Source organism: Burkholderia sp. FL-7-2-10-S1-D7, from assembly GCF_001524185.1.
Lineage (GTDB): Bacteria > Pseudomonadota > Gammaproteobacteria > Burkholderiales > Burkholderiaceae > Burkholderia > Burkholderia diffusa.
Genome location: NZ_LOWY01000060.1, coordinates 66,315 through 90,972, shown reverse-complemented (window position 1 = coordinate 90,972; position 24,658 = coordinate 66,315). Strand labels below are relative to the sequence as shown.

At 66.6% G+C, this 24,658-nt stretch carries 19 protein-coding genes and 1 pseudogene; 7 read left to right on the top strand and 13 right to left on the bottom strand.

What is annotated here, in order from left to right; translation table 11 throughout:
* Positions 1 to 553 precede the first annotated feature (553 nt).
* The gene (locus WS75_RS19835; protein WP_059600836.1) at positions 554 to 1,024 is read left to right on the top strand and encodes a hypothetical protein; all 471 of its coding nucleotides are present in this window, start codon (positions 554 to 556) and stop codon (positions 1,022 to 1,024) included.
* A 173-nt stretch (positions 1,025 to 1,197) separates the two neighbouring features.
* Here WS75_RS19835 and WS75_RS19830 read toward each other — a convergent pair.
* The 7 genes and pseudogenes from WS75_RS19830 to WS75_RS19800 all read right to left on the bottom strand — a co-directional run bounded on the left by WS75_RS19830 (position 1,198) and on the right by WS75_RS19800 (position 9,471).
* A pseudogene (locus WS75_RS19830) lies at positions 1,198 to 1,880 on the bottom strand (DUF429 domain-containing protein).
* 9 nt (positions 1,881 to 1,889) lie between these two features.
* Entirely contained in the window at positions 1,890 to 2,414 is a 525-nt protein-coding gene (locus tag WS75_RS19825) for an HD domain-containing protein (protein ID WP_059682353.1), read from the bottom strand.
* A 121-nt stretch (positions 2,415 to 2,535) separates the two neighbouring features.
* The gene (locus WS75_RS19820; protein WP_059682351.1) at positions 2,536 to 6,006 is read right to left on the bottom strand and encodes an ATP-binding protein; all 3,471 of its coding nucleotides are present in this window, start codon (positions 6,004 to 6,006) and stop codon (positions 2,536 to 2,538) included.
* A gap of 3 nt (positions 6,007 to 6,009) precedes the next feature.
* On the bottom strand, positions 6,010 to 7,260 hold the full coding sequence (locus WS75_RS19815; protein WP_059682349.1) for a metallophosphoesterase family protein: 1,251 nt from the start codon (positions 7,258 to 7,260) through the stop codon (positions 6,010 to 6,012).
* A gap of 534 nt (positions 7,261 to 7,794) precedes the next feature.
* Entirely contained in the window at positions 7,795 to 8,334 is a 540-nt protein-coding gene (locus WS75_RS19810) for a hypothetical protein (protein ID WP_059682346.1), read from the bottom strand.
* 589 nt (positions 8,335 to 8,923) lie between these two features.
* Positions 8,924 to 9,193: a hypothetical protein gene (locus WS75_RS19805; protein ID WP_059682344.1), complete on the bottom strand. Its 270-nt coding sequence runs from the start codon at positions 9,191 to 9,193 to the stop codon at positions 8,924 to 8,926.
* Positions 9,190 to 9,471 carry a DUF4148 domain-containing protein gene (locus WS75_RS19800; protein WP_059682341.1) on the bottom strand — a complete coding sequence of 94 codons (282 nt, stop codon included), beginning with the start codon at positions 9,469 to 9,471 and terminating at the stop codon, positions 9,190 to 9,192. Before WS75_RS19800 ends, WS75_RS19805 begins: the two co-directional genes overlap by 4 nt.
* 269 nt (positions 9,472 to 9,740) lie before the next feature.
* On the opposite strand from WS75_RS19800, the gene WS75_RS19795 reads away from it, so the two are divergent.
* Genes WS75_RS19795 through WS75_RS19785 form a run of 3 tightly spaced genes read left to right on the top strand, consistent with a single transcriptional unit; the run spans position 9,741 to position 15,912 of the window.
* On the top strand, positions 9,741 to 12,971 hold the full coding sequence (locus tag WS75_RS19795; RefSeq protein WP_059682339.1) for an efflux RND transporter permease subunit: 3,231 nt from the start codon (positions 9,741 to 9,743) through the stop codon (positions 12,969 to 12,971).
* A gap of 49 nt (positions 12,972 to 13,020) precedes the next feature.
* Positions 13,021 to 14,388 (top strand): efflux RND transporter periplasmic adaptor subunit, encoded by a 1,368-nt coding sequence (locus tag WS75_RS19790; protein WP_059682337.1) that lies wholly within the window; start codon positions 13,021 to 13,023, stop codon positions 14,386 to 14,388.
* A gap of 30 nt (positions 14,389 to 14,418) precedes the next feature.
* Positions 14,419 to 15,912, top strand: coding sequence for an efflux transporter outer membrane subunit (locus WS75_RS19785; protein WP_059682336.1), 1,494 nt, complete (start codon positions 14,419 to 14,421; stop codon positions 15,910 to 15,912).
* Here the strand turns inward: WS75_RS19785 and WS75_RS19780 are convergent.
* From WS75_RS19780 to WS75_RS19760, 5 genes are all read right to left on the bottom strand, one after another.
* Positions 15,893 to 17,374 (bottom strand): heavy metal sensor histidine kinase, encoded by a 1,482-nt coding sequence (locus tag WS75_RS19780; RefSeq protein WP_059682334.1) that lies wholly within the window; start codon positions 17,372 to 17,374, stop codon positions 15,893 to 15,895. The genes WS75_RS19785 and WS75_RS19780 overlap by 20 nt on opposite strands.
* Positions 17,371 to 18,048: a heavy metal response regulator transcription factor gene (locus tag WS75_RS19775; protein ID WP_059682367.1), complete on the bottom strand. Its 678-nt coding sequence runs from the start codon at positions 18,046 to 18,048 to the stop codon at positions 17,371 to 17,373. Before WS75_RS19775 ends, WS75_RS19780 begins: the two co-directional genes overlap by 4 nt.
* A gap of 334 nt (positions 18,049 to 18,382) precedes the next feature.
* Positions 18,383 to 18,862: an RES family NAD+ phosphorylase gene (locus WS75_RS19770; RefSeq protein ID WP_059682332.1), complete on the bottom strand. Its 480-nt coding sequence runs from the start codon at positions 18,860 to 18,862 to the stop codon at positions 18,383 to 18,385.
* On the bottom strand, positions 18,859 to 19,314 hold the full coding sequence (gene parS, locus WS75_RS19765) for a type II RES/Xre toxin-antitoxin system antitoxin (protein WP_006753033.1): 456 nt from the start codon (positions 19,312 to 19,314) through the stop codon (positions 18,859 to 18,861). The genes WS75_RS19770 and parS overlap by 4 nt, the downstream gene beginning before the upstream one ends.
* Positions 19,315 to 19,627: 313 nt before the next feature.
* Positions 19,628 to 20,269 carry an HD domain-containing protein gene (locus tag WS75_RS19760; protein ID WP_059682330.1) on the bottom strand — a complete coding sequence of 214 codons (642 nt, stop codon included), beginning with the start codon at positions 20,267 to 20,269 and terminating at the stop codon, positions 19,628 to 19,630.
* A 223-nt stretch (positions 20,270 to 20,492) separates the two neighbouring features.
* On the opposite strand from WS75_RS19760, the gene WS75_RS19755 reads away from it, so the two are divergent.
* The 3 genes from WS75_RS19755 (at position 20,493) to WS75_RS19745 (ending at position 23,195) form a co-directional block, all read left to right on the top strand.
* On the top strand, positions 20,493 to 21,458 hold the full coding sequence (locus tag WS75_RS19755) for a GlxA family transcriptional regulator (RefSeq protein WP_059682328.1): 966 nt from the start codon (positions 20,493 to 20,495) through the stop codon (positions 21,456 to 21,458).
* A 398-nt stretch (positions 21,459 to 21,856) separates the two neighbouring features.
* Positions 21,857 to 22,168 (top strand): DUF4148 domain-containing protein, encoded by a 312-nt coding sequence (locus WS75_RS19750; protein WP_059682326.1) that lies wholly within the window; start codon positions 21,857 to 21,859, stop codon positions 22,166 to 22,168.
* A 313-nt stretch (positions 22,169 to 22,481) separates the two neighbouring features.
* Positions 22,482 to 23,195: a dienelactone hydrolase family protein gene (locus WS75_RS19745; RefSeq protein WP_059682365.1), complete on the top strand. Its 714-nt coding sequence runs from the start codon at positions 22,482 to 22,484 to the stop codon at positions 23,193 to 23,195.
* A gap of 352 nt (positions 23,196 to 23,547) precedes the next feature.
* Here WS75_RS19745 and WS75_RS19735 read toward each other — a convergent pair whose 3' ends face one another.
* Complete coding sequence (locus tag WS75_RS19735; RefSeq protein ID WP_059682363.1) at positions 23,548 to 24,489, bottom strand: LysR family transcriptional regulator; 942 nt, start codon at positions 24,487 to 24,489, stop codon at positions 23,548 to 23,550.
* Between the last annotated feature and the right edge of the window lie 169 nt (positions 24,490 to 24,658).

Sequence of the window (24,658 nt, the reverse complement as noted above, 5' to 3'; positions counted from 1 at the left end):
TCTGATCCGAGGATCAGCTCGCTTCCATCAAGCGCCCACACTTATCGGCTGTTAATTTTTAAAGAGCATTTCTGCGACAAACCTGAAGTTTCCCAGCAGCGCTGCGTTTTCAGCAGCAGAGAAGCGAGATTATGAACCGTGTTTTTCAGTCAGTCAACAACTTTTTGAACTGCTTCGTTGCGACGACTGGGTTCAGCTTCATGTGCGCCGGGGCTCGACAACCCACCCTCAACCGCACCGCTTCCCTTCTTCCCCCGCGCTGCGTTTCCGTTAGCGCGAAAGAGGCGTGATTCTAAGCACCCGCCCCAATCTCCGCAACCCCCTTTGTGAAAATATTTTGAAAAAGCCCCCCGTGCGCTAACGCGCACGGGGGGCTTGGGGGTGGGGCGCTCTACATTACCGCAGCGAGGAGCATCCGCGACAGATCCAGGGCGAGTCCTTCTTTCCTTCTATACCGGGAGGTCGACATCCTCTGTTCGAGCTCGCCCGCATTTGCCTCACGCCGGTCACCCGGCTGCGGATCAAACAAAGAGGGCGTACGCCGTCGAGTATCATGCCGCGATCGAACAACCCTCTCATACCGACGATGGACAGCACCACTCAATCCGGCGACGCCGATCTCCGCGATGAATACGCCGCGCTGCGCGAGCGCGCCGTCATGCTCGAAGAACAGGTCCCACCGCTCCTGCAACGCATCTCGGATGTCCTGCCGCGCATCAGCGGCGTATCCGAATTGGCGGATGAGCATCGTGAACGACTCGTCGGCGCGCGCAACGCAGCGATGGTCTCGATCGAAAACTATCAACAGGCGATCCCGTTCCTGCAGACGGCCGACTCGATCATCGAGCAGCTCGACAAGACGCCCGAGCGCGATGAGGACATCGAGTGGCGCGAATCGCTGCTGCAACGACTCGACGAACTGATCGACGTCGCGGTCGTGATGATCGACGATGCGCAAGGCTATTTCGAGCACGCGGCTGCCTGCGATCTCTCCAGCGTGCCGAAGTCCATTCTCGAAGACTGAGCATCCCGGCCGGGAAGCGTACGGTGCCTCGACTGCATATAGGGTGCGCACGCCACCGGCTCCGCATATGCCGTCACTGCTCGACACCTCGACGTCGACATTCCGATGCAGCTCCCGAAAAAGCTCACCTTCCTGTCACGGGTTCACGGGTATCCGCCAGCCGCGGCCCCTGACTAGAGCGCATCGAGAATGATCGTTTCGCTGACGATCGGCACACGGATATACCCGCCTTCCGCATCGCCATACGCGCGCGCATTTCCGTCGATCACGTATTGCGCGGTCAATGCGCACAACGTCGCGTCCCGCGCGTCGACCGATCGCAGTGTCGACACGTCGATCCCGAGTTTGGTCAGCAATTGCCTGCGCTGGTTGCGTTTCTGCTTCGCCGACGCGATGGCCTTGCCAAGCATCGCGCAGGTAATCGCGTACGGATAAGTCTCGAAGCTCACGCGCCCGCCGGCATAGCGCGCGTCGGTCAGCAGCGGATAGGCGTCGGCCAGCGCGCGGTAGACGCGCTCCCCCATGAACATCCAGTTGAAGAAGCCCGACGTGCTGGCCACGGCCTGCTCGCGCGACGGCGTCGGGAAACACGAGATCCGTTCAAGCGCGAGCGCCTGCTCGGCGGTCCGGCGGCCGCTTCCCGTCCACACTGGCTCGGGGCGTCGACGCCGACCGCCACCACATCATGCTCGATACACAGCGAAGGCAGCGCTTCGGGCGCGATCCGCTCCTCGCGGCAAACGATCGTCGAGCCGCGCAAGATCACGAGATCGCATTGCTTCTTGTCGCCACCCACGTCGACGCCCGCTACCGCGGGCAACGACCGCGCGACGGAGCGGGATCGGGCCGCCTGCATGGCTGCGCGTCAGTCCGCCGGCCGCGCGTCGTACGCGGCGTCGAAGATCCCCTCCAGGCCCGGATGCACGCCGCGCATCCGGTCGACAACCGACTTCGCCCAGTCGAAGTACGCCTGCTTGCGCTCGAGCGGCCAGTCCACAGGCGGATGCCGCGCGATGTCGCGCAGGTTGCAGATCTTGTCGGCCAGCTTCACGAGCTTCGCGCGCCGGCTGATGTTCGCCGCATGCTCGACCTGAAGGCGCTTGCGCTCGTCCTTCGGCAACGACTTGTCGTCGGTGACTTCCATCACGATGTCCGCGACATCCTTGCCGAACAGCCGCAGCAGTTCCTGCTCGGTTGTCTCCGTATCCTCGATCGTGTCGTGCAACACTGCCGCGACGATCACGCGCTCGTCCTCGATGCCGGCTTCGTTGGCCAGCACATCGGCCAGCGCGATCGGATGGTTGATGTACGGCGATACCTCGTCGTCCTTGCGCCGCTGATTGCGATGCTTGTCCGCCGCGAATGCGATGGCAGCTACCAGCTTGTTCATATTGATCCCTCGTGTGGCCGGACTGCGGCCGGCAGAACCGGTCGCGTCCGTTTCGGAACCGCACATACTACCTGTACGCGATGACCATTCCCAAATATCGGGACCATCGTGCCGCCCCGTGTCATGCGCCGGCTACCTCGCGCTGCAGCCCGACCACGTTGACCTGCGCGCCGAACACGTCCCGCACGAGCGGCAGCAGGTGATCGTGGTGCGTCAGGAACAGCACCTGGGTTCGCGTCGACAGATCGCGCAGCGCCTCGAGCCCCGCCTTCGCACGCGCATCGTCGAAGTTGATGAACAGATCGTCGGCAACGAACGGCAGCGCGGTCCGGCTGGCGAGCTGCAGTTCGAGCGCCGCGATCCGCAGCGCGAGGAACAGCTGGTCGCGCGTCCCTTCGCTCAGGCCAGCGACCTCGACCGAAGCACCCCTCGTGCGCTGCGCGTACAGCGCGGGCGGCGTCCGTTCGGTGTCGACGGTCAGCCGTGCGAATTCGCCCAGCGTCAGCCTCGCGAAGATCTCACCCGCGCGGCGCAGCATCGGCCCCTGCTTCTGGTCGCGATAGCGATCGGTCGCCCACTTCAGCAGACGGCTCGCGGTCGCTGCTTCCAGATACTGTTCAGCCGCATCGCCCATCGCGGCCAGCGCTTCCTGCCGCTTCGCCTCGGCCACGGCTGCGCTCGCCTGGCCGTCGATCGCACCGAATGCCTGCTCGGCGACGACCTGTTGCTGCGCGAGCGTATTCAGGCGGCTGCCGACGTCGCCGAGCGACTGCTTCACTGCTTCGAGATGCGCGGGCACGTCTGCGATGTCCTGTTCCGCGACCTCGGCCTCGACGGCCGCCTGGGACAACCCGTCGCCATCGCGCACCAGCGCCTCCTTCGCGGCATCGACAGCCTGCCGAAGCTGGCGCTGCCGATCCGATCGCTCGGCCAGCGGCAGCGCCGCGTCGATCGATGTGACGCCGGCCAGTTGCAGCAACGGCTGAATGCGTGCATCCGCACCCGCCACCGCGGCGGCCGCATCGGCGACCTTGCCGTCGGCCTGCCGAACCGCCTCGTCGGCACGATCGATCGCGCGCGCGGTTTCCCGTGCGGCCGCCACGCGCATCGTCAACCGGCGCGCAACGTCCAGCCAGTCGCCGCTCGCCAGCCATTCCGGTTCAAGCGCTTCGGCCAGCCGCCGGGCGCCGGCCTCGAGCGCAGCCAGCTCGGCACGAATCGCGGCAATCCGTTTGCGCGGCGCATCGGCGCCGGCCAGTTCGTCCGTCACCGCATTCGCGAGCCCGAGCGCCCCTTCCGCCGCAGCCAGCGTCACCGCATTCGCTGACAGCTTCGCGTCGGCGAGCGCGTCGCGCCATTGTGCTTGCCACGCATCGTAGGCGGCCTGGGCCTGGCCGGCGCGCGAACGGGCCGTCGCACAGCCGCGTTCGGCTTCGCGCGCGCGGTCCTCCAGGCTGTCCTTCTGCGCGAGCGTCTTCTCGGCCGACTGCGCGAACGTCTCGGCGATCGCGATGAGCGCCGCCAGCCCGTCGGCGTCGCTGCCGCGCGAGACCAGGCGCAGCGCCGTACGCAACGTAGCTTCCGCGCCGGCCCGTGCTTCGCGGATCGTCTCGAATTCGCGGCGCTGGCGGTCAAGCTCGAGTTGCGCGGCAAACACCACGTCGCGCTTCGCGAGCCAGTCGCCCATCGCCGCCAGCGGCATGCCGGGCACGCCGGCCGTCGTCGCGAGGTCGGCCCATGCGTCGCGGTGCGCGGCCAGCTCGCGTTCGCGCTCGTCCAAGGCCGCCTGCCGGCGCATCAACACGGCACGTGCGGATTCGACCTGTTGACGCAGTGATTGCAGCGTCGCCGCCGCTTGCGTGGCGCCGAGCTGCGCATCGACGAGTTCGTCTGCAAGACGGATCGCATCGTCGACGGCCGGCGCGCCCGTTGCCAGAGCGACCACGCCGTTACGGATGTCGCCCCACGCGCCGTCGCGACGGGCGCGCGCCGCCAGCACCTCGGCGGTCGTGACGACCTTGTGGGTCTCCGCGAAATGCTTCTCCTGCAGTTCGAGCCGCTCGCATTCTTCCTGCGCGCCATCCCGTGCATCGCGTGCGGCAGCCGCAGCGCTCGCGCGCTCGCTTGCTTCATTGAGCAGCGCACCGAGCCGCGCCGCCGACGGCACGTCGAGCACACGCAGCGCATCGACCGGCTTGCGCCACTGGCCGAGCGCATCGAGCGCATCGGCAAGCGTGCGCTCGGCGGCGGCAATGTCGCGCTCGAGCGCCAGTTCGCGCTGGCCGCTGCCGCGAAAGCCCTGCGCATCGGCGAGCGCGGCACGAAGCACTTCCGGCACATCGACGGTAGACAGACGCGCGAGTTGCTCCTGCGCCTGCGCGAGTTCCTGCGTGCGTTCGTCGAGCGATTCGCGCGCGCCAGCCAGTGCCTGATGCAGTGCGCCGTGGTCGCGCAAGAGGTTCGCGACCGTCTTCAGCGACAGCGCGCTCGGCAGCGCCGCGCGCAGTGACGCCTCGTCGGTTGGCCAGCCGAGCTGAGCCGCGGCGGAACCGGCAGCGGACAGATGCCGCTCGACGTCCGCGCCGAGCAACAGCAGATCCTGTGCGTGATTCATGCAGGCACCGCGCAACCGGTCGAGTGCTTCGATGTCGCCTTCGAGAGCCAGCGCGTCGGCATCCGGATCGATCGCGTCGCGCGCCTGCCGTTTCGCGAGCAAGTCCGCGCGGCGCTCCTCGAGCACCTTCTGTTCGGCCGCGAGATCGCCTTGCGCTTTCAGCAGGTCTGCGTACGCGGTCGGCGGCAATTCGACGACGGCGCCCAGTTCGGCCAGCGCCGCTTCCTTGATCGTCAATTCCTTCAGGTACGGCGCCAGCCGCCGCACGCGCTCGAGCTTCGAGCGCAGCGCTTCAAGCCGGCGCTGCTCCGCGCGCGCCTGCTCGATCTCCTGTTCGACCGCGTCGCGCGCTTCCTTGCGATCGACCCAGTCGCGCGTGCGCACCTGGACCGCCTTCAGTTCGCCGACCGCTTCGTTGAACGAGGTCTCGGCCTGCGCGAACGCGCTGCCACTGCGACGCGGTGCCCACAGCTCGCCCGCGCGCGCATCGAGTTCCTCGCGCACGGGCCCGAGCGTGCCGACACCCGCCGCCGATTCGAACAGCACCTGGCCGAGCTTGTCGGACGCATCGAGAATGCTCCGGCCGCCATCGACGAGCCGCCCATGGTCGAGCCCGAACATCTGCTCGAAGAACTCGCGCGTCGCGCCGTCGAGGATGGCCGCGAGGTAGTCATCCGGCAGCTTGTCGTCGGCAGGCGTGCGCAACGGGCTGCGCCCGCGGGCGCGATGAAATGCGAACGCGCCGGTACCTCCCTCCAGCACGCCGCCGATCCGCAGGTCGGGCGTCGCGTGCAGAAAGTCGAGCGGCGTCTGCAGTTTCATCCCGAACAGCAGTTCCGACACGGCCGTCCGGATCGTCGACTTGCCGGCCTCGTTCGGCCCCACGATCACGTGGAAATCCTGGCCGGCCGACGGAAAGCGCAGCGTCTCGTCGGTGAACTTTCCGTACTTGATCAGATCGAGCTGGCTGATGCGCATCGCTTATTCCCCCCTCGCCAGCCGCGCGAGCAACGCGGGACCAACCTGCTCGACCAGCGCCGTGAGTTCGCCCGCGCGCGCCATCGTCAGCAGCGGCACCTCCTCCTTCACGTCGCTGCGCACCTTGCCGACGAACGGCTTCAGGTCGCGTTCGAGCAGTGCGAGAAAATCCGGATCGTGCGCGGCATCGGCCAGGATCTGCTTCAGATCCTCCAGCGCCTCGAGTTGCTCGCTCTCGCCCCGCGGCTGCTCAGGCGCGGACGTCGCGAGACGGACCTTCTCCAGCCACAGCCGTTCGTTGCCGATGATGCCGATCTGGTTCAGCACCTCCGCGCGCAATTGCGGCGCGCGGCCGAAGAAGAGACCGTGCGCAGGCGTGCGCCCCGTGACCGTCACGCGCACCGCGCGCGGCACATGGCCGTCGACACTCAACAGCGCCTCCAGCGACTGGCCGATCTTTCTCGACAGGTCGACGACCGTGAAGCAGTCGGACGCGTCGACCGACAAGGCTTCCCAGCGCAGCACGTCGAGGTACAGGCGCTCGACCTGCGTGCGCCCCTGCTCGACCGTCACGAGCACCGCGCCGCGGCGGCCCGTCTCGCGGATATGGCGACCCTGCAGGTTGCCGGGAAACACGACGGTCGACGGCCCCGACCATTGCTGGAACTCGTGCACGTGGCCGAGCGCCCAGTAGTCGTAGCCCTTCGCGTGCAGTTCCGCCAGCGTGCATGGCGCATAGTTCGCGTGCGCCGCATAGCCTTCGAGCGCGGTGTGCAGTACGCCGATGTTGTAGTAACCCGGCACCGGATCCGGATAGCCGATGGCGAGATTGTCGACGACAGCCTTGTCCTTGAAGCTCTGCCCGTGCAGCGCCACGTCGAATTCCGGCAGCCGGTGGGTTTCCGGCTTGCGGTGGCCGAACACGGTGACGTTGTCGGGCAAGGTCAGCTTCTTCGTCATCTCGCTTTCGGCATCGTGATTGCCGCCGAGCACGAATGCGCGAATGCCGGCCTTGCGCAGGCGGCCCATTTGCTGGCCGAAGAAAATGCCGGTGTTGTGGTCCTTCCAGTCGCCGTCGTACAGGTCGCCGGCGATCACGAGGAACGCGACCGCCTCTTCGATCGCACGATCCACGAGCTGCCGCAGCGCTTCGCGCGACGCGTTGCGCAACTGCGCGGCCGGCGCGTCGGGATACGCGCTCAGGCCGTGCAACGGGCTATCAAGATGAATGTCTGCCGCGTGGATGAACTTCACGAAGATTCCTCTGTTTCATGACGAAGGGGCGATGTCGACCGGCATCGTGCGCGATCGAACGCCGGGCACGGCCGCCCGTCGCCAGCGGGTCGGGATGGTACCTGAAAGTGGGCGCCGCGCAGACCACGGCCCGGCATCCCGACGACAGCGAAGTTCGTCGCGCCGCGTCACTCGCCGCGCGTCACGGGCGGCGGTGCAAAGCCGTCGTCGTTGTCCGGGGCGGATTCGCGTTGCGACACAACGCTTCCTCGCCGCTTTCCTTCCGCGCGAACAATGCGACGCCGATCACACCGACGTTCGCCGTCTCGCCGTACTTCGAATTCGTGATGCCTCGGCATGTTACCGGACCATGCCGGGAGCCCCGGCGACCCGGAGCCCCGCTATTTAAGCATGGCGTTCAGGCAATGGGGAGAGAGTACACGGACCGCCTGTATCGGTCCGCGGCACACGCTTCCTGTCACGATGCACGACGCATCAATAAAAAAAGCCCGGCCCGCATCGAAGCGGGCCGGGCCTGTGCGGGAGGCAGGTTGCTTACAGCGCGCCGCCTTGCGCCGACGCCGAACCCTTCAAGCCGACCGATGCGCCGCCCTGCAGCGAGTTCGTCGCGCCTTCGAGCGCTTCGCCGGCCTTCGCCTTCGCGCCGCCGGCGACATTGCCCGCCGTCGACACCGCGCCTTGCGCATGATTCTTCGCCGAGCTCGCGACGTGCTTCACGTGCGACTTCGTCGCGTGCGTAGCCGATACCGCCGCGTCCTTCGCCGAACCAGCGGCCGAGCCGACTGCCTGCGTCGCGCCACCGACCGCGTTACCGGCCGCCGAGCCGACGCCGCCGACCGTCTTGCCCACGCCGTTCAGCGCACCGCCGACGACGTTGCCCGCGCCCGAACCGGAGCCCGCGGCATTCGCGCCGGCACCTGCCTGCACGCCCACGCCGCCGCCGAGCAGCGGCGTCTGGACTTGTGCGCCGACGCCGGCGGAACCCTCAGCGCCCGTCTGGGCCGTTTGTGCGAAAGCCGCCGATGCGATTGCCGTCAGCGCGGCGCCAAGCAGAATCGTGCGAATCTTGTTCATGGTCATTCTCCCCAAAGACGTTGTTGCTGCGGGCCGCGTTCCGCGGCTGGTCGCATGCCTCACCGCGACGTGCGGCAGGTGGAGCTAATGTAGCGGCGGCGCCGCCCAAAACCGTCGAATTGCGGGGACTGTTACTTCCGTTGCAAATGCTGACGATTGACTCACACTGTTTGACAATCATCGGAACCGGCTCGTGATTGGCACCATCCGATGGCATGCTTCGGTGCGCCGGTCACGACGCACTGGCTAGCAGGGAAAGCGATCATTTCTGTAGGCGTCCCAAATGACCTCGGTCGGCCAACGGCGGCGCAGCAGCACGGGCTTGCTCGACTACGCCGACGGTCTCCCGTGCCAATCCACACGACATCTTTTTGACACCATCGCCCGGGCCGGCATGCGGGCTCCGCATGCGTGGCCGTGCGTACGGATTCGGTATCGGGACTTCAGACACGGTGGGCGAAACTGGCGATGCGAACCAGCCGATCGCCTGGGTGATGGCCGACGCGCGACAGGGTTACACCGTCGCGGCTCACTGTCGCGCCGACTTCGACGTACCTGCGTGAAAAGGATCTCGAGGCGGCACCCCGGATCACCCCTGTGGGCTCGACGAGGCTCGGACCCGCCACGTCGCGGCAGTCCCGTGTGCATTGCCGCCGCCAAGCGAGGAGGCGGATGCCGTGCGCGATCGCGCATCGTCCGACGCCTGCGTCGGATCGAGCTCGCGCAGCACACTCGCACGGCCGCCGTCGTCGCTCGGCAATTCCGGCTGCCCGCGCGCAAAGGCCGGCATGGCCGTCGCCGCGAGCAGCGCGGCGACCACCATCCGGGAACGGAGCTTCGTCGCGTTCCCCCGCTTCATTGCGCGCTCGCGGTCGATACGTTCGTTGCCGCGGCGGCCATGGCGGTGCGCTGGTCACCGTGCGCGATCGCGTAGAGCTCGCGGTTGCGTGCGACCGTCGCCGCGCTCGGCGGATAGTCGGAGTTCGACGTGGGCACGGTGCCGTCGCGTTGTGCCTGAACGAGATCGGCGATTACCTCGGCACGGGTCACGCCGGGCGACGAAGTTTGTGCGAAGGCGGCGACCGGCGTTCCGACGACGACGGCGAGCAGCGCGGCTGCGATCAGTTTGCGATTCATGATGAAACTCCCGAGAACGGTTCAATGAAGACGCATCGTCGATGCGCCGCCGGCGTGACCGCAATCGCGATTCGCCGCCTGACACGTCCATTCTGGCGATCGACCCGAACCCCACGCTGACCGGCAGATGACAACTTTGAAATCTGTCGCCCACGCACGGATAACAGTTTCGTAATGTTCAGGTCAGCAACGGGTCAACGCCGTGCCAGCAGACTGCATGCTCACCGCATCGAATGCGGCACCCATGCCCTGCTTCGAGGAAAAAAATCATGTGGATCGTCCGGCTGGCGTTGCGCAGGCCCTATACATTCGTCGTACTCGCACTGCTGATCTTCATCGCGGGACCGCTCGCGATCCTGCGCATGCCGACCGACATCTTCCCAAACATCGACATTCCGGTCGTCAGCATCGTCTGGTCATACAACGGCTTTTCCGCCGAGGACATGGCCAAGCGAATCACGTCCAACTACGAGCGCGCACTGACGTCGGACGTCGACGACATCGAGCACATCGAATCGCAGTCGCTGAACGGGGTGTCGGTCGTGAAGATCTTCTTCCACCCCGGCGCGGACATCAATCGCGCGATCGCGGAAGCCTCGAGCAATTCCGCATCGATCCTGCGGATCCTGCCGCCCGGCACGCTGCCGCCGAACATCATCACGTACAACGCGTCGACGGTGCCGATCCTGCAGCTCGGACTGTCGAGCAGCACGCTTGCCGAACAGCAACTGTACGACCTCGGCAACAGCTTCATCCGCACGCAGCTCGCGACGGTGCAAGGCGCGGCGGTACCGCTGCCGTTCGGCGGCAAGGTTCGCCAGATCGTCGTCGATCTCGACACGCGCGCGCTGCAGGCGAAGGGGCTCGCGCCGATCGACGTGGTGAACGCGATCAACGCGCAGAACCTGATCCTGCCGGGCGGCACCGCGAAGATCGGCACGCGCGAGTACAACGTGCAGATGAACGGCAGCACACAGACGGTCGCCGCGCTGAACAACCTGCCCGTCAAGACGATCGACGGCAACGTGGTCTATGTGCACGACGTCGCGCACGTCCGCGACGGCTACGCACCGCAGACCAACATCGTGCGCGTCGACGGCAAGCGCGCGGCGCTGCTGACCGTCGAGAAGACCGGCAGCGCGTCGACACTGACGATCATCGACCAGGTCAAGGCGATGCTGCCGAAGATCGCGGCCGGTTTGCCGAAAGCGCTGCACATCTCCGCGCTCGGCGATCAGTCGGTGTTCGTGAAGGCGGCGGTGCAGGGCGTCGTGCGCGAAGCGCTGATCGCCGCCTGCCTGACCGCGCTGATGATCCTGTTGTTCCTCGGCAGCTGGCGCGCGACGTTGATCATCGCGGTATCGATTCCGCTCGCCGTGCTCACATCGCTGCTCGCGCTGGGCGCGCTCGGCCAGACCATCAACATCATGACGCTCGGTGGGCTCGCGCTCGCGGTCGGGATACTCGTCGACGACGCGACCGTCGCGATCGAGAACATCACGCACCATCTCGAACGCGGCGCGCCGCTGGAAGACGCCATTCTGACCGGCTCGGGCGAAATTGCCGTGCCGACCTTCGTATCGACGCTGTCGATCTGCATCGTGTTCGTGCCGATGTTCATGCTCACGGGCGTCGCGCGCTACCTGTTCGTGCCGTTGGCCGAAGCGGTGATCTTCGCGATGGTCGCGTCGTATTTCTTCTCGCGCACGCTGGTGCCGACGCTCGCCATGGTCCTGATGCGCGCAAAGGGACAAGGCCGCCCGCCGCGTGGCGTGTTCGCGCGCATCGCACGATTCCAGGCCGCATTCGAACGTCGCTTCGAGGCGGTCCGGCTGCGCTATCGCGCGCTGCTGTCGGCAGCGATCTCGAATCGCCGCCGTTTCGCGGCCGCGTTTCTTCTTGCGTGCGCCGCATCGACCGGCCTGTTCGCATTCGCCGGCCAGGACTTCTTCCCGTCGGTCGACACGGGCGAGATTCGTCTGCATCTGCGCGCACCGACCGGCACGCGGATCGAGGAAACCGCGCGCCTCACCGACGAAGTGGAAGCGCGCATCCGTACCGTGATTCCGGCGAACCAACTGGCCGGCATGCTCGACAACATCGGCGTGCCGGTGAGCGGAATCAACCTCACGTACGACTCGTCCGACCCGATCGGCACCGAAGATGCGGACGTGAACATCACGCTGAAGCCGAACCATGCGCCGACGGCGGCGTATGTCGCGAAGCTGCGCAACCTGCTGGTCCAATCGTTCCCGGGCGTAACGTTCGCATTCCTGCCGGCCGACATCGTCAGCCAGATTCTCAATTTCGGACTGCCCGCGCCGGTCGACATCCAGATCGTCGGCAACAAACTGGACCAGAACCGCGCGGTGGCGAACGCGCTGCTTGCGAAGCTGCGCGGCGTGCGCGGCCTCGTCGATACGCGCATCCAGCAGCCCGGCGACGAGCCGGCGATCAACGTCGACGTGGACCGCACGAAGGCGATTCAGGCCGGCCTCGAACAACGCGACGTCGCGCAGAACCTGCTGATCGCGCTGTCGGGCAGTTCGCAGACGACGCCGAACTTCTGGCTCGATCCGCGCAACGGCGTCAGCTACCCGTTGATCGTGCAGGCTCCGCAGTATTCGGTCGATTCGCTGCAGGCGCTGGCGAACATACCGCTGCCTACGGGTGCCGCGCGCCCGCCGCAGACGCCCGCCGGCGGTCCGGCTGCAGGCGCGCCCGCACAGAACCTGCTCGGCGCGTTGGGCGCGTTCTCCCGCGCGACGCAGCAGGCCGTGGTGTCGCATTACAACGTGCAGCCCGTGCTCGACATCTTCGCGTCGGTGCAAGGACGCGATCTGGGTGGCGTCACGGCCGACGTGACGAAGCTCGTCGACGATGCGCGCGCCCAACTGCCGCCCGGTTCGTCGATCGTGCTGCGCGGCCAGGTGCAGGCGATGCACGAATCGTTTACCGGACTGCTCGGCGGCCTCGCGATCGCGATCGCGCTCGTCTACTTGCTGATGGTCGTCAACTTCCAGTCTTGGCTGGACCCGCTCGTGATCGTCGGCGGCCTGCCCGCGTCGCTCGCGGGCATCGCATGGATGCTGTTCGTCACGCGCACCACGCTGTCGGTGCCCGCGCTGACCGGCACGATCCTGTGCATCGGCATCGCGACCGCGAACAGCATCCTCGTCGTCAACGCGGCGCGCGAGCTGATCGCAAGCGGCGCATCACCGTGGCAGGCCGCGCTCGAGGCAGGATTCAGCCGCTTCCGTCCGGTCGTGATGACCGCGCTCGCGATGCTGATCGGCATGCTGCCGATGGCGCTCGGCCTCGGCGACGGCGGCGAACAAAATGCCCCGCTTGGCCGCGCGGTGATCGGCGGGCTGGCGTTCGGCACGCTGTCGACACTGCTGTTCGTACCCGTGCTGTTCGGCTTCATCCACGCGTGGCTCGACCGACGCCGCGAAGCGGCCGCCGCCCGCCGCGTGCAGGACATTCCGGTGGTGCGCTGATCAAGAACGCATCCCGATTCCCTACGACTCGCCCGACATCGAACTCATCATGAACGACACGACCGAACCGCTGACCCCGCCGCCCACTGCCGAACTGGCAACGATGCCGCCTGCCGCGCGCGGCGCAACGCCAGAAACGCCGCCGTCCCGGCGCGGCCGCAAGCTGGCCGTCCCGCTTGCCGCGATTGCCGTCGCCGCCACGCTGCTCGCGATCGGCATCGTGCCGCGCATCGCCGCGCGCGCCGCGCAGCGCCACCAGGTGGCGGCGCAGCAGGCGCTGCCGGTGACCGTGATCCAGCCCGGCGTCGCGCCGGCCGCCCAGACGCTCACGCTGCCGGGTGCCGTGACGCCGTATGCGGAAGCGTCGATCTACGCGCGTACGAGCGGCTACATCGCCCACTGGAGCGCGGACATCGGCACGCATGTGAAGGCCGGGCAAACGCTCGCGCAGATCACCGCGCCCGACCTCGACGCGCAGCTGCGCCAGGCGCGCGCGGACGCGGCGACCGCGCAAGCGAATTACGACTATGCGAAATCGACCGCGCAGCGCTGGCAGGACATGCTGAAGACGCAATCGGTGTCGCAGCAGGACACCGACACGAAGGTGGCCGACATGAACGCGAAGCGCGCGATGCTCTCATCCGCGCAGGCCAATGCCGCCCATCTGAACGAGCTCGTATCGTTCGAATCGGTGAGCGCGCCATTCGACGGCGTGATTACCGCGCGCAACGTCGACGTCGGCACGCTCGTGACGGCGGGCGGCACGCCGGGCAGCCCCGGACTGTCGGGCGAACTGTTCCATCTGGAGCAGACCGACACGCTGCGCGTGTTCGTCGACGTGCCGCAGGACAGCGCGGCCGGCGTCTCCACCGGCACGGCCGTCTACCTGACCACGCAGCAGTATCCGGGGCGGCGCTTCGCCGCGCACGTCGCCCGCAGCGCGGGCGCGATCGACCCGGTCACGCGCACGCTGCGTGTCGAGATCGACGTCGACAATCGCGATGGCGCGTTGCTGCCCGGCGCGTATGCGCAGGCGCACCTGCTCGTGCCGAGCGCGGCGCCGGCGTTCGAGCTGCCGGTCAGTGCACTGCTGTACCGGCCGAACGGCGTGACGGTTGCAACGGTCGACGCGAATGGACGCACGGCGCTGAAGACCGTGCAGATCGGACGCGATTTCGGCACGCATGTCGAGATCGTCGCCGGGCTCGGCGCGACCGATCGCATGATCGACAACCCGGGCGATTCGATCGCAAGCGGCGAAACCGTGAAGATCGTGTCGGTCGAGCACAGCGCGGTGCCGGCCGCTTCGCCGGCAGCGCAACCGGCCACGGCAAGCGGTGTGCCGTCAGCGCCACACGCGGCGACGTCCATGCCCGCCTCCGCGCCGGTTGCGCGTACCTCGAACGCCCGCACCTGACCCGCCATGCCTACCTGTGAGATTCCCGCCATGCGCCTTCCTCACCCACTCCCGTTCGCCCGCCGCGTCGTCGCGCTCGGCGTTGTCACCGCGTTGGCCGCTTGCTCGACGCTGCCGCCCTATTCGCCGCCGACCGTCGCGGTGCCCACGCACTATGCGGGCGCGCCGGCCGCGCAACCGGGCTGGCAAGTCGCGGCGCCGGCCGATGCCGCGTCGCGCGGCGCGTGGTGGACAGTGTTCAACGACGCGGATCTGAACGCGCTCGAAGCGCGCGTCGACGTGTCGAACCAGACCGTCAAGAAAGCCGTTGCCGACCTCGAGCAAGCGCGAGCGATGGTCGACTACCAGCATGCGGGGTTTCTGCCGACAGTCACGGCGGGCGTGGCGCAAAGCCGTTCACGCATATCGCGGAACAAGCTGGGTTCGTCACTCGCCGGCAAGACGACATCCGACCATCAGGTCGGCGTGGCGGCAAGCTGGGAACCCGACGTGTTCGGCCGTGTGCGCGATGCGGTGGCAGGTGCGCAGGCGAACGCGGACGCAAGTGCGGCCGATCTGCAAGCCGTCAAACTGTCGGTCACGGCCGAACTCGCGACCGACTATTTCGCGCTGCGTTCGCTCGATACGCAAAAGCAGCTGCTCGACGACACGGTGCGGGCCTATGCGGATGCGCTGAAGCTGCTGAAACAGCAGCTCGCGGCCGGCGCGATCGATGCGTCCGCCGTCGCACAAGCCGAAACGCAACTGGAAGCGACGCGCACGCAGGATACCGACATCGACGCGTCGCGTGCGCAGCTCCAACATGCGATCGCGACGCTCGTCGGCGAAAACGCATCGACGTTCGCATTGCCAGCGCGCGTTCAGGCATTCGACGTGCCTGCCATTCCGGCCGGCGTGCCGTCGCAACTGCTCGAACGACGGCCGGACATCGCGGCTGCCGAGCGCCGCGTCGCGGCCGCGAACGCGCAGATCGGCGAAGCGCGCGCCGCGTTCTTCCCGGACCTCGTGCTGTCGGCGAGCGCGGGGCTCGAAAGCGGGTTCTTCATGCCGTGGCTGACCGCGCCAAGCCTGTTCTGGTCGCTCGGCCCGCAACTCGTCGGCACGCTGTTCGACGGCGGCCGGCGCAGCGCGACGCTGCGCGGCGCGCACGCGCAGTACGATGGCGAGGTCGCCGGCTATCGGCAGACCGTGCTGAGCGCATTCCAGCAGGTGGAGGATCAATTGTCCGCGCTCGATGCGCTCGCGTCCGAGGCCGCTAGTCAGCAGCGCGCGACCGACGCGGCCGACCTGTCGCTGCGGCTGACGACGAATCGCTTCAATGCCGGCGCCGTCAGCTATCTGGACGTGGTGACCGCGCAGACGATCGCGCTGACCAATCGGCGCCAGGCCGACGAGATCGCGGCGCGCCGGATGGAAGCGTCGGTCGGATTGCTGAAGGCGCTGGGCGGCGGCTGGCACGCGGGCGCGGACATCACCGCTTGGGCCGCCGGATCGGGCACGGCGATCAAGACGCAGGGCTCCTGACGAAGTTGAGGATGAACCGCGTGGCCGCCGCATCGCTTTCGACACGCGCGGTGCCGCCGTGCAGCTCCATCACCGAGCGCACGATCGCGAGCCCGAGCCCGGCCGTGCCGCCCGGCACGCCGCCGCTGCGCGCGGGGTCGCCGCGCACGAATCGGTCGAAGATGCGCGGCAGCAGCGCGGGATCGATCGGCTCGCCCGGATTCTCGACGACGACGCGTACCGTGTCCGCCGTTTCGTCGACGCGCAGTGCAATGACGCCGCCCGCAGGCGTATAGCGCAGCGCATTCGCGAGCAGGTTGCCGACCGCGCGGCGAAACAGTTCGACATCGGCAATCAGCCGGCCGTGCCCTTCGACGCGCAGCGTCGAACCCGCTTCATCGGCGAGTCCTTCGAAGTATTCGGCGATGCGCGTCAGCTCGTCATGCACGTCGAACGCGCGCTGCCGCGTCACGAAGGTCGGGTGTTCGGCGCGCGCGAGAAACAGCACGTTCTCGATCATCCGTGCGAGACGGTCGTATTCCTCGAGATTCGATTCGAGCAGCGCCTGGTATTCGCCGGGCGAACGCGGCCGCGCAAGCGCCACTTCGGTCGCGCCGCGCATGTTGTTCAGCGGCGTGCGCAGGTCGTGCGCGAGATCGGCGCTGAATTGCGACAGATGTCCGAAAGCTTGCTGCAGTCGGCCGAGCATCGCGTTCTGCGCATCGACGAGCGCACGCAGTTCGCGCGGCGCACGCCCGGCGTCGAGCCGCGCGTCGAGCTTGTCGACGGTGATCCGGCTGGTGTTCGCAACGATCTCGCGCAGCGGTGCGAGCGCCGTGCGGATCAGCCAGTAGCTGAGCAGCATCGCGCACAGCGCGCCCAGCCCGCCGGCGAGCTTCAGCTTGTTGCGATAGCCGTCGAGCAGTGCGGCGCGATCGCTCATGTCGCGCGCGATCGCGATGCGGATCTGCGTACCGTCGCGCAGCATTGCGCCGGCCACGACACCGCGCACGGACGTGCCGCCGTCGGCGCGCCATGTCGCGATCCGGTCGACGGTGATCCGTTCGGCCGCCGGCACCGGCGTCGCGTGGGGCGGAAACAGTTCGGCATCGGGCAACGCAGGCGGTGCGGGCGACGCCGTGCCCGACGCAGCCGGGGGCAGATCCTCGCGCTCGGTCCGCTTGACGTTGTGCAGCGCGAGCACATTGCCCCGATCGTCGACCACGGCCATCGAGAGTGCCGCGTTCCCGAGCACCTGGCTCGTCAGCCGGTCCGCGTGCGCGCGCACGGCGTCGAGCGAACCGAGTTCGCCCGCGAGCCGGCGCGTGTGCCGTGCGGCAAGCACGATGTCCAGATCGTCCTGCGTCCTCACTTGCCGGTCGAGGCCGGTATACACGTACGTGCCGACGAGCGCGAAGACCGCGAGCATCGTCGCGCCGAACGCGAGCGCGAGCGTCGCACCAAGCGATCGACCGAGCGTCATGCACCGTCCTTCGGTTCGAACACGTAGCCTACGCCGCGCACCGTGTGGATCAGCTTGACCGGAAACGCATCGTCGATCTTCGCGCGCAGTCGCCGGATGGCGACTTCGACGACGTTGGTGTCGCTATCGAAGTTCATGTCCCAGACATACGACGCGATCTGCGTGCGGCTCAGCACTTCGCCTTGCCGACGCGCGAGCAACTGCAGCAGCGAGAACTCGCGTGGCGTCAGGTCGATCCGCACCGTGCCGCGCTTCACGCGGCGGCGCACGACGTCGACTTCCAGGTCGCCGACCACGATGCGCTCGGTCTCGCGTGGCGGGCCGCGGCGAGCAAGCGTGCGGATGCGCGCGAGCAGTTCGACGAATGCGAACGGCTTCACGAGGTAATCGTCGGCGCCCAGTTCGAGACCGTGCACGCGGTCCTGCACATCGTCGCGCGCGGTCAGGAACAGCACCGGCGTGGTATGGGTATCGCGCAGACGCTTGAGCACGCCCCACCCGTCGAGCACGGGCAGCATCACGTCGAGCACGATCACGTCGTAATTCTCTTCCTGCGCGAGCATCAGCCCTTCCGCGCCGTCCTTTGCGAGATCGATGCTGAAGCCGGATTCCTCGAGCCCTTTCTTCAAGTACGCGGCCGTCTTCGGTTCGTCTTCGACTATCAGGATGCGCATGCTCGGCTCCATCGCATTCGGTTGGAATATGCGGCGATGTTACCGGTAAACCGGCGGGCGAAAGGCTTCGCCGACCAGCGGGACAGCTCGATTACGAAAATGTAATCCGAGGGTCAGCGCGTTGACTGTCGCGGCATTGCGCACGTCATGACGACGCGCCGGCGATTTGCCATACCGCGCCTGCGCCGCACGTTCGCTTCCCGCGTAAAGGGCTGCTGGCGGGATGGCGGTCGATCTCGGCGGGTGCGCTTGCGGCGGTGCTACCGTTTCCCGCGGCACGCTGCGGCGACGCAATGAATGACATGTTCCTGCGGCTTGTCGTGCGTGACGCGCGCTATTCGCTCTTGTTCGACTGGACCAGCTGCAGAATCCGGCTGTCGTACGGCGACTGCATGACTTCCGCGATGCGGACGTCGGATGCGGCAGGGTGCAGCGGATTCAACAGGAAGTTGTGCGCGTGCGGCACGACGACGCTCGGCACGCGCAGCAGTGCGCTCGGCTGCGTGTGCAGCCACTCGGTGCCGGCACTGCGGGTCCAGTCGACGTTCTCCCGCCAGTCGGCCGGCGCCTCGCCTTCCGCGATTTCGGCAACGTCCACCGATTCGGACACCTCGACGCGCAGCAACTGGTATGCGCTCGGCAATTGCGCAACGGTGGCCATTTCGAAGTGGACGAGCGTCTCGAGCAGCGCGAGCGCCGGATGCTCGGCGAGATAGACGACGGGCTGCCCGGCAAAATGCCAGCGCCCGCCGGCCCGCAAGCCGCCGATGCCTTTCAGATCGGCGTAATTGCTGATCCGCCACAGCGTCGTCAAGCGAAATACCCCTCGTCGATCTGCGTGAGCGCCTCTTCGACGAGTCGGGCGCCGTGCTCGGTGCTCGACATGTCGAGCGACGTGCGGCCGCCGAAGCGCTGGAGCCCGTTGCGCAGCCACGCCATTGCCTTGTCCTGGTCGCCGAACGTGGCCGTCGCCTGCGCGACGATGCGTGCAAGCCGGATCGCCTTGTCGGATTCCTCCGGCGACAGGCGCTCGTGCGCCTGACGGCGATGGCTCAACGTGCGCCGCGGGATGATGAAGGCGAGTTCATCCGACTTCAGGCCGCGCTCCGACAGGCGATCGATCACCGCGACGTCGACGCGCGCGCTCGCCAGTTCAGCGAGATCGGCGCCCGAGCGCACGCGAATCGCGAGCAGTTGCTCGAGTATCGTGAATTCGGCCTGGCGCGGGTGCGCAACGCCCGAAGGATGAAACGCGATCGTGCTCATGAATCTTCTCCGGCAATTTGCCCAATCATTATAGGCGTTTTGCCGAAGGCGAGCGGATTCTTGTCGTCACGGGTTCACCGGGCGTCGGACCGGGCTTTCGTCGCCTGATTCCGACCCCATTACCCGTTGCCCGGATGGCGCGAATCGACGATTCCCTGCGGTAGCCAGGGAGGTGAAATTCAGGATATGAAGGCCTGCATCGACGTCATGTGATTGTCACGTAACAACTTTTCTAAGGAATAGTGATCGGCAGGCGCGACGTGCGCGGCCCAGGGCGCCCTCCCTCCCACGCCCTGCCCGGCGCCGATGCCGATCAGCCGGCCCATGCCGACGATCGGATCACGCTGCAGAAATTGCCTGCATGAAAATGCGGATCCTTGTCGGCCAGCACATCGGCCTTCACGTTGCCGAACGTCGTGTCCGGCTTGTGCCGGATGCCGTCGTAGAACGCCTGGATGATGTCTTCCTTGAAATGCGGCGTGCGCGGATGTGCACGGACGACGGCATCTCGTTCGACGTCGCTGTACTCCGGATATGCGAGGCCCAGCACGTCCATCTCGACCCCTGCGGTGACGAGCGCGACGACCGGATGCATATGCTTCGGAATGCATGGCGTAGTGTGCAGCGCGATCGCAGTCCATACGACCTCGATGTCCTGCTGCGAAATGCCCTTGCTCTTCAGAAAATCGCGGGCGGCATTGGCGCCGTCCACTTCGAATCGTTCGCACGCGCTGCTGTGCCGATGCGTGAGCCCCATGTCATGAAACATGCAGCCGCAATAGAGCAGTTCGGGATCGTAGCGGAGCCCGTGGCGCTGCCCCGCAAGCGCGGCGAAGTAGTAGACGCGGCTGGAATGGTGAAACAGCAACTCGGACTCGGTATCCCGTACGAGTTCGGTGATCTCGCGAGCGAGTTGGCTATCGGGAACGGTGATGCCGGCGACGTTCACAGTCATGATCGACCTCCATTGAAGACAGCACCCATTCTCCGGAGGCCCGGGTTTGGCATCAATCGGCGTATTACGACAAATTCTGCCATTTCGCGCGATCGACGGCCATCGCGGCCGCAACCCTCGAATCGCGCCCGCGAAGTGCGCCGGTGCCCCCTCGTCGCCTCGCGTCGCGCGTCTATACTGCTACGCGTCACGTTCGACACATCGATACAACAGGCAACCGAACATGCCGAAGGTCGTGGGAATTTTCGCGGTACCGGGCGTACAACTGCTCGACGTCTCCGCGCCGCTCGACGTATTCGCCCAGGCTAACGCCGAATGCGGCAAGCCGTTCTATACGCTGCGGATCATCGCGAGCGAGTCCGGGCCGATCCGCGCGTCATCGGGCGCGCAATTGCTGGCCGACTGGATCGCTCCCGACATTCCCGATCGCCTCGACACGCTGCTCGTCGCCGGTGCGCCGGGTGCCCCCGCGGTCGCGCTGCGAACCGACGTCCTCGCATGGCTGCGCTCGGCCGCCGTGCAAAGCAAGCGGTATGGCTCGATCTGCACCGGCGCATTCATCCTCGCGGCGACCGGCCTGCTGAAAGGACGACGCCTGACGACGCACTGGGCCGCCGCCGACGCGCTCGCCGATGCGTATCCGTCGCTCACGGTCGAAGCGGACGCGCTGTATGTACGTGACGGCAAGCTGCGCACCGGAGCGGGCGTCACGGCCGGGCTCGATCTCGCGCTCGCACTGGTCGAGGAAGATCTCGGCCGGGAAATCGCACGGCGCGTTGCCGCGCAACTGGTCATGTTCTTCAAGCGCCCGGGCGGACAGCTCCAGTTCAGCCGCAGCGGCGAGGCACGGCCGGCCGGGCGCTCCGTGCTGCAGGAAGTCCAGCGCTGGATCGCCAGCCATCCTGAACTCGAACACTCGGTGGCGGCACTCGCAAAGCATGCGGGCATGAGCCCGCGCCACTTCGCGCGGCTCTTTCGCGCGGAGGTCGGCATGACGCCGGCCGCGTGGGTCGAAGCGACCCGCATCTCCGCGGCCCGGCAACTGCTCGAAAACGGACATGACACGCCGAAGCAGGTCGCCGCGAAATGCGGCTTCGCGAATGTCGATACGCTCAGACGGTCGTTCGCGAGGCACGTCGGGATCACGCCCGCCGAATACCGGAAACGACAGTCGGTCGTCGACGAGTGAGTGACGCGGTACGCACGACGATGCGGCCGTGAGTGCGAGAAGACGGAGTCGGCCCGGATTGCACGGCGAGGGGCGACCACACTCCCTTGTTCGCGACCAATGCTTCGTTATCCGATTTAATTGATCTTTCCATCGGCCGAAGTCGGCGTGCGGTTGCAATACACCTCTGTCCCGGATCTCGCCAGATCCTGGTTCGGCGCCCCCAATCACACTCATCGAATGCGCGCCGGCACCAACAATCCTCAGACAAAATCCCGCTTTCCCCGCGAATCGTTTACCCAGTTGCAATAATTATTCGCTGGAACGCCTATTTCCGACCGGTATCGCGATCGCTACGATGCAATCAACCGCTGAACGCAACATGCGAAGCGCGAAATCTACGAAAACCGGAGGTCACCATGAAGTCGTTCATCTACGCAGTCGCCGCTGCCGCCGCCCTTACCGCATCCGTTGGCGCATTCGCCCAGTCGAACTCGTCGGGAGAATTGACGCGCGCCCAGGTCCGCGCAGAACTCGTGCAGCTCGAGCAAGCCGGTTACAAGCCGGAAGTGTCCGACGCCCACTATCCGAATGCGCTGCAAACCGCGCAGGCCCGCGTGACGAACAGCGACGCAACGGGTTACGGCGCACAAGCCGCCGCCGGCGTGCGTGCCGGCCGCGTGATCGCGGTCAAGCAAACCGCTCGAGACTCGGTCTATTTCGGTCAGTAAGACCGACGTACGCAGCGCGTACTTCGATACGCGTGCTGTCGACGCAACACCCCGCTCCCGTTCATCGGGGCGGGGTGTTGCGTTTTCGGTGGCTCCGACCTGCGCGCCGCACGACGCACCATCGATGCGCGAGCGCGGATCGGCTGCTGCCCCGAACCGTTCACGCAGACGGCCGGCGTTTGCGCATAGAATGGCCGCGTGGTCGGCGCCGGCCGAAGCGAACGCGAGCGAAGCCTCGAGTCACCCGGGCATACCGCACTCGCTGGCCGACCCGATGCCGCACTCATCGCATTTTTCGAAAAGGAGCGGTTTCATGTCTCAAACATCCGGTTCCATGATCACGTTTCGCCGCCCCGACGGCCAGGAACTGCAGGGCTACCTCGCCACGCCGGAAAAGACCGAAGGTGCACCTGCGGTCGTCGTCATCCAGGAGTGGTGGGGGCTGAATGACCAGATCCGCGGCGTCGCCGATCGCCTCGCGCGCTGCGGCTACTTCGCGCTCGTGCCCGACCTGTATCGCGGCAAGTCGACGGTCGAGGAGGAAGAAGCGCACCACCTGATGACCGGCCTCGATTTCGGCGACGCTGCGTCGCAGGACATTCCCGGCGCAGCGCAATACCTGAAGACGCGCGCGTCGCGCGTAGCGGTCACCGGCTTCTGCATGGGCGGCGCTCTCACGCTGCTGTCGCTGCAGTTCGCCGATGTCGATGCCGGCGTCACGTGGTACGGCTTCCCCCCGCTCGACTACCTCGATCCGTCGAAGATCAAGGTGCCGCTGATGGGTCACTGGGGCACGCAGGATGCGTTCTTCGCAATCGACCAGGTCGATGTGCTGGAGAAGAAGCTGACCGACGCAAAGGTCGACGTTGAATTCCACCACTATCTCGCGCATCATGCGTTCGCGAACGAAACGGCCGTCGGCCCCGGCCGCATCGGCGGCACGCAGTTCGATCCGGTGTGGTCGCAGATCGCGTGGGACCGCACGCTGACGTTCTTCGGGCGCACGCTCTGGAACGAGCAGCAGTAATACCGCAGCGGATCCCCGCCGCTGACGGGCAACAATCCTCATGAAGCGAAACGCCACGGACTTGCAGCCGTGGCGTTGTCGTTTCATGGGATGAATTTCTTATGCGACCGTCTCGCGCATCACGGGTTCGACACCGAAGCACGCACGACGGAATCCGAGTGGCCCGGCCCGCTCCGGACTGGGGTTCTCATAAACGCGCGAGTCGAGCGACGCATCCAATCGAAGACGTCGTGCCGCAGTGCCCTCATCATCAAGTTCGGTGTGCAAAATATCGCGCGCGGCTGAAGGTCGATTCACGGACTACGTTGCGAGTGCCGAGTCATGCGACCCGAAACGCGTCGTTCGCCTCCACTCAGGGCTCGCAGGAACCGCGCAGCGCCGCCTCGTCGGCGGCCAGCATTTCGGGTACGCATTCGCGCAGGAAATCGACGAACGTCCGGATCTTTGCGTCGAGGTACTGGCGCGACGCATACAGCGTGTAGACCGTCAGCTTCTGCAGCCGGTACTCGGGCAACACGCGAACCAGCGCACCGCTCGCCAGGGCGGGCACCGCGGTCGACATTGGCAATGAGCCGATCCCGAGACCGGCGCGCAATGCGGCGCCGAGCGCATCGGCGATGTTGACCTGGAAATCCGGCAGCGGCAGTTCGAAGGTCTCGCGACCGTCGGGACCGTCGAGATGCCACCGGTCGCGCGGAAAAATCGGCGTGACGATTTGCAGGCACGCATGCGATTCGAGATCGCGCACGGTACGCGGCGTGCCGCGCTCCTTCAGGTACGCGGGCGACGCGCACAGCACGCTGTGCACATCGCCGAGCCGCTGCGACACCAGCCCCGAGTCGGGCAGCTCCGTCGTGCTCAATTGCAGCGACACGTCGTAGCCTTCGTCGATGATGTCGGGCACGTGCTGCGACAGCGTGAGCTCGACGGCCACCGACGGATAGCGCTCCCGGTATCGCACCACTGCAGGCACCAGGTAGGCCTGACCGAAACTGGTCGTCGCATGCACATGCAGGCGGCCCGACGGCTTCGCCTGCGCGTCGGCCGCCTCGGCTTCCGCTTCGTCGATGTAGCCGAGGATGCGCTGGCAGCGGTCGAGATAGCGCTGTCCGGCGTCGGTCAACGCGATGCGGCGCGTGCTCCGGTTGAGCAAACGCGTGCGCAGGTGTGTTTCGAGTTGCGCGACCGAACGCGATGCGTAGGCGGTGGTGATGTCCAGGCGGTGGGCCGCGCTCGTGAAGCTGCCCTCCTCCGCAACCCGGACGAAAATGCGCATCATCTGTAACGTGTCCATCGACATGCCCCGGGATTGAAATCGCCTTGCAGCGGCGCCCGCCCCGGCACATTCCGGTCTGGCGCGAATTGTGCGGAACAGTACCGCAGCGGTGCAGGCGTGTCCAGTTTGCCGTGCGCCGCATCGGCGACGATCGCTCATGCGACGCCCCTTGTCGAAGGACGACCGG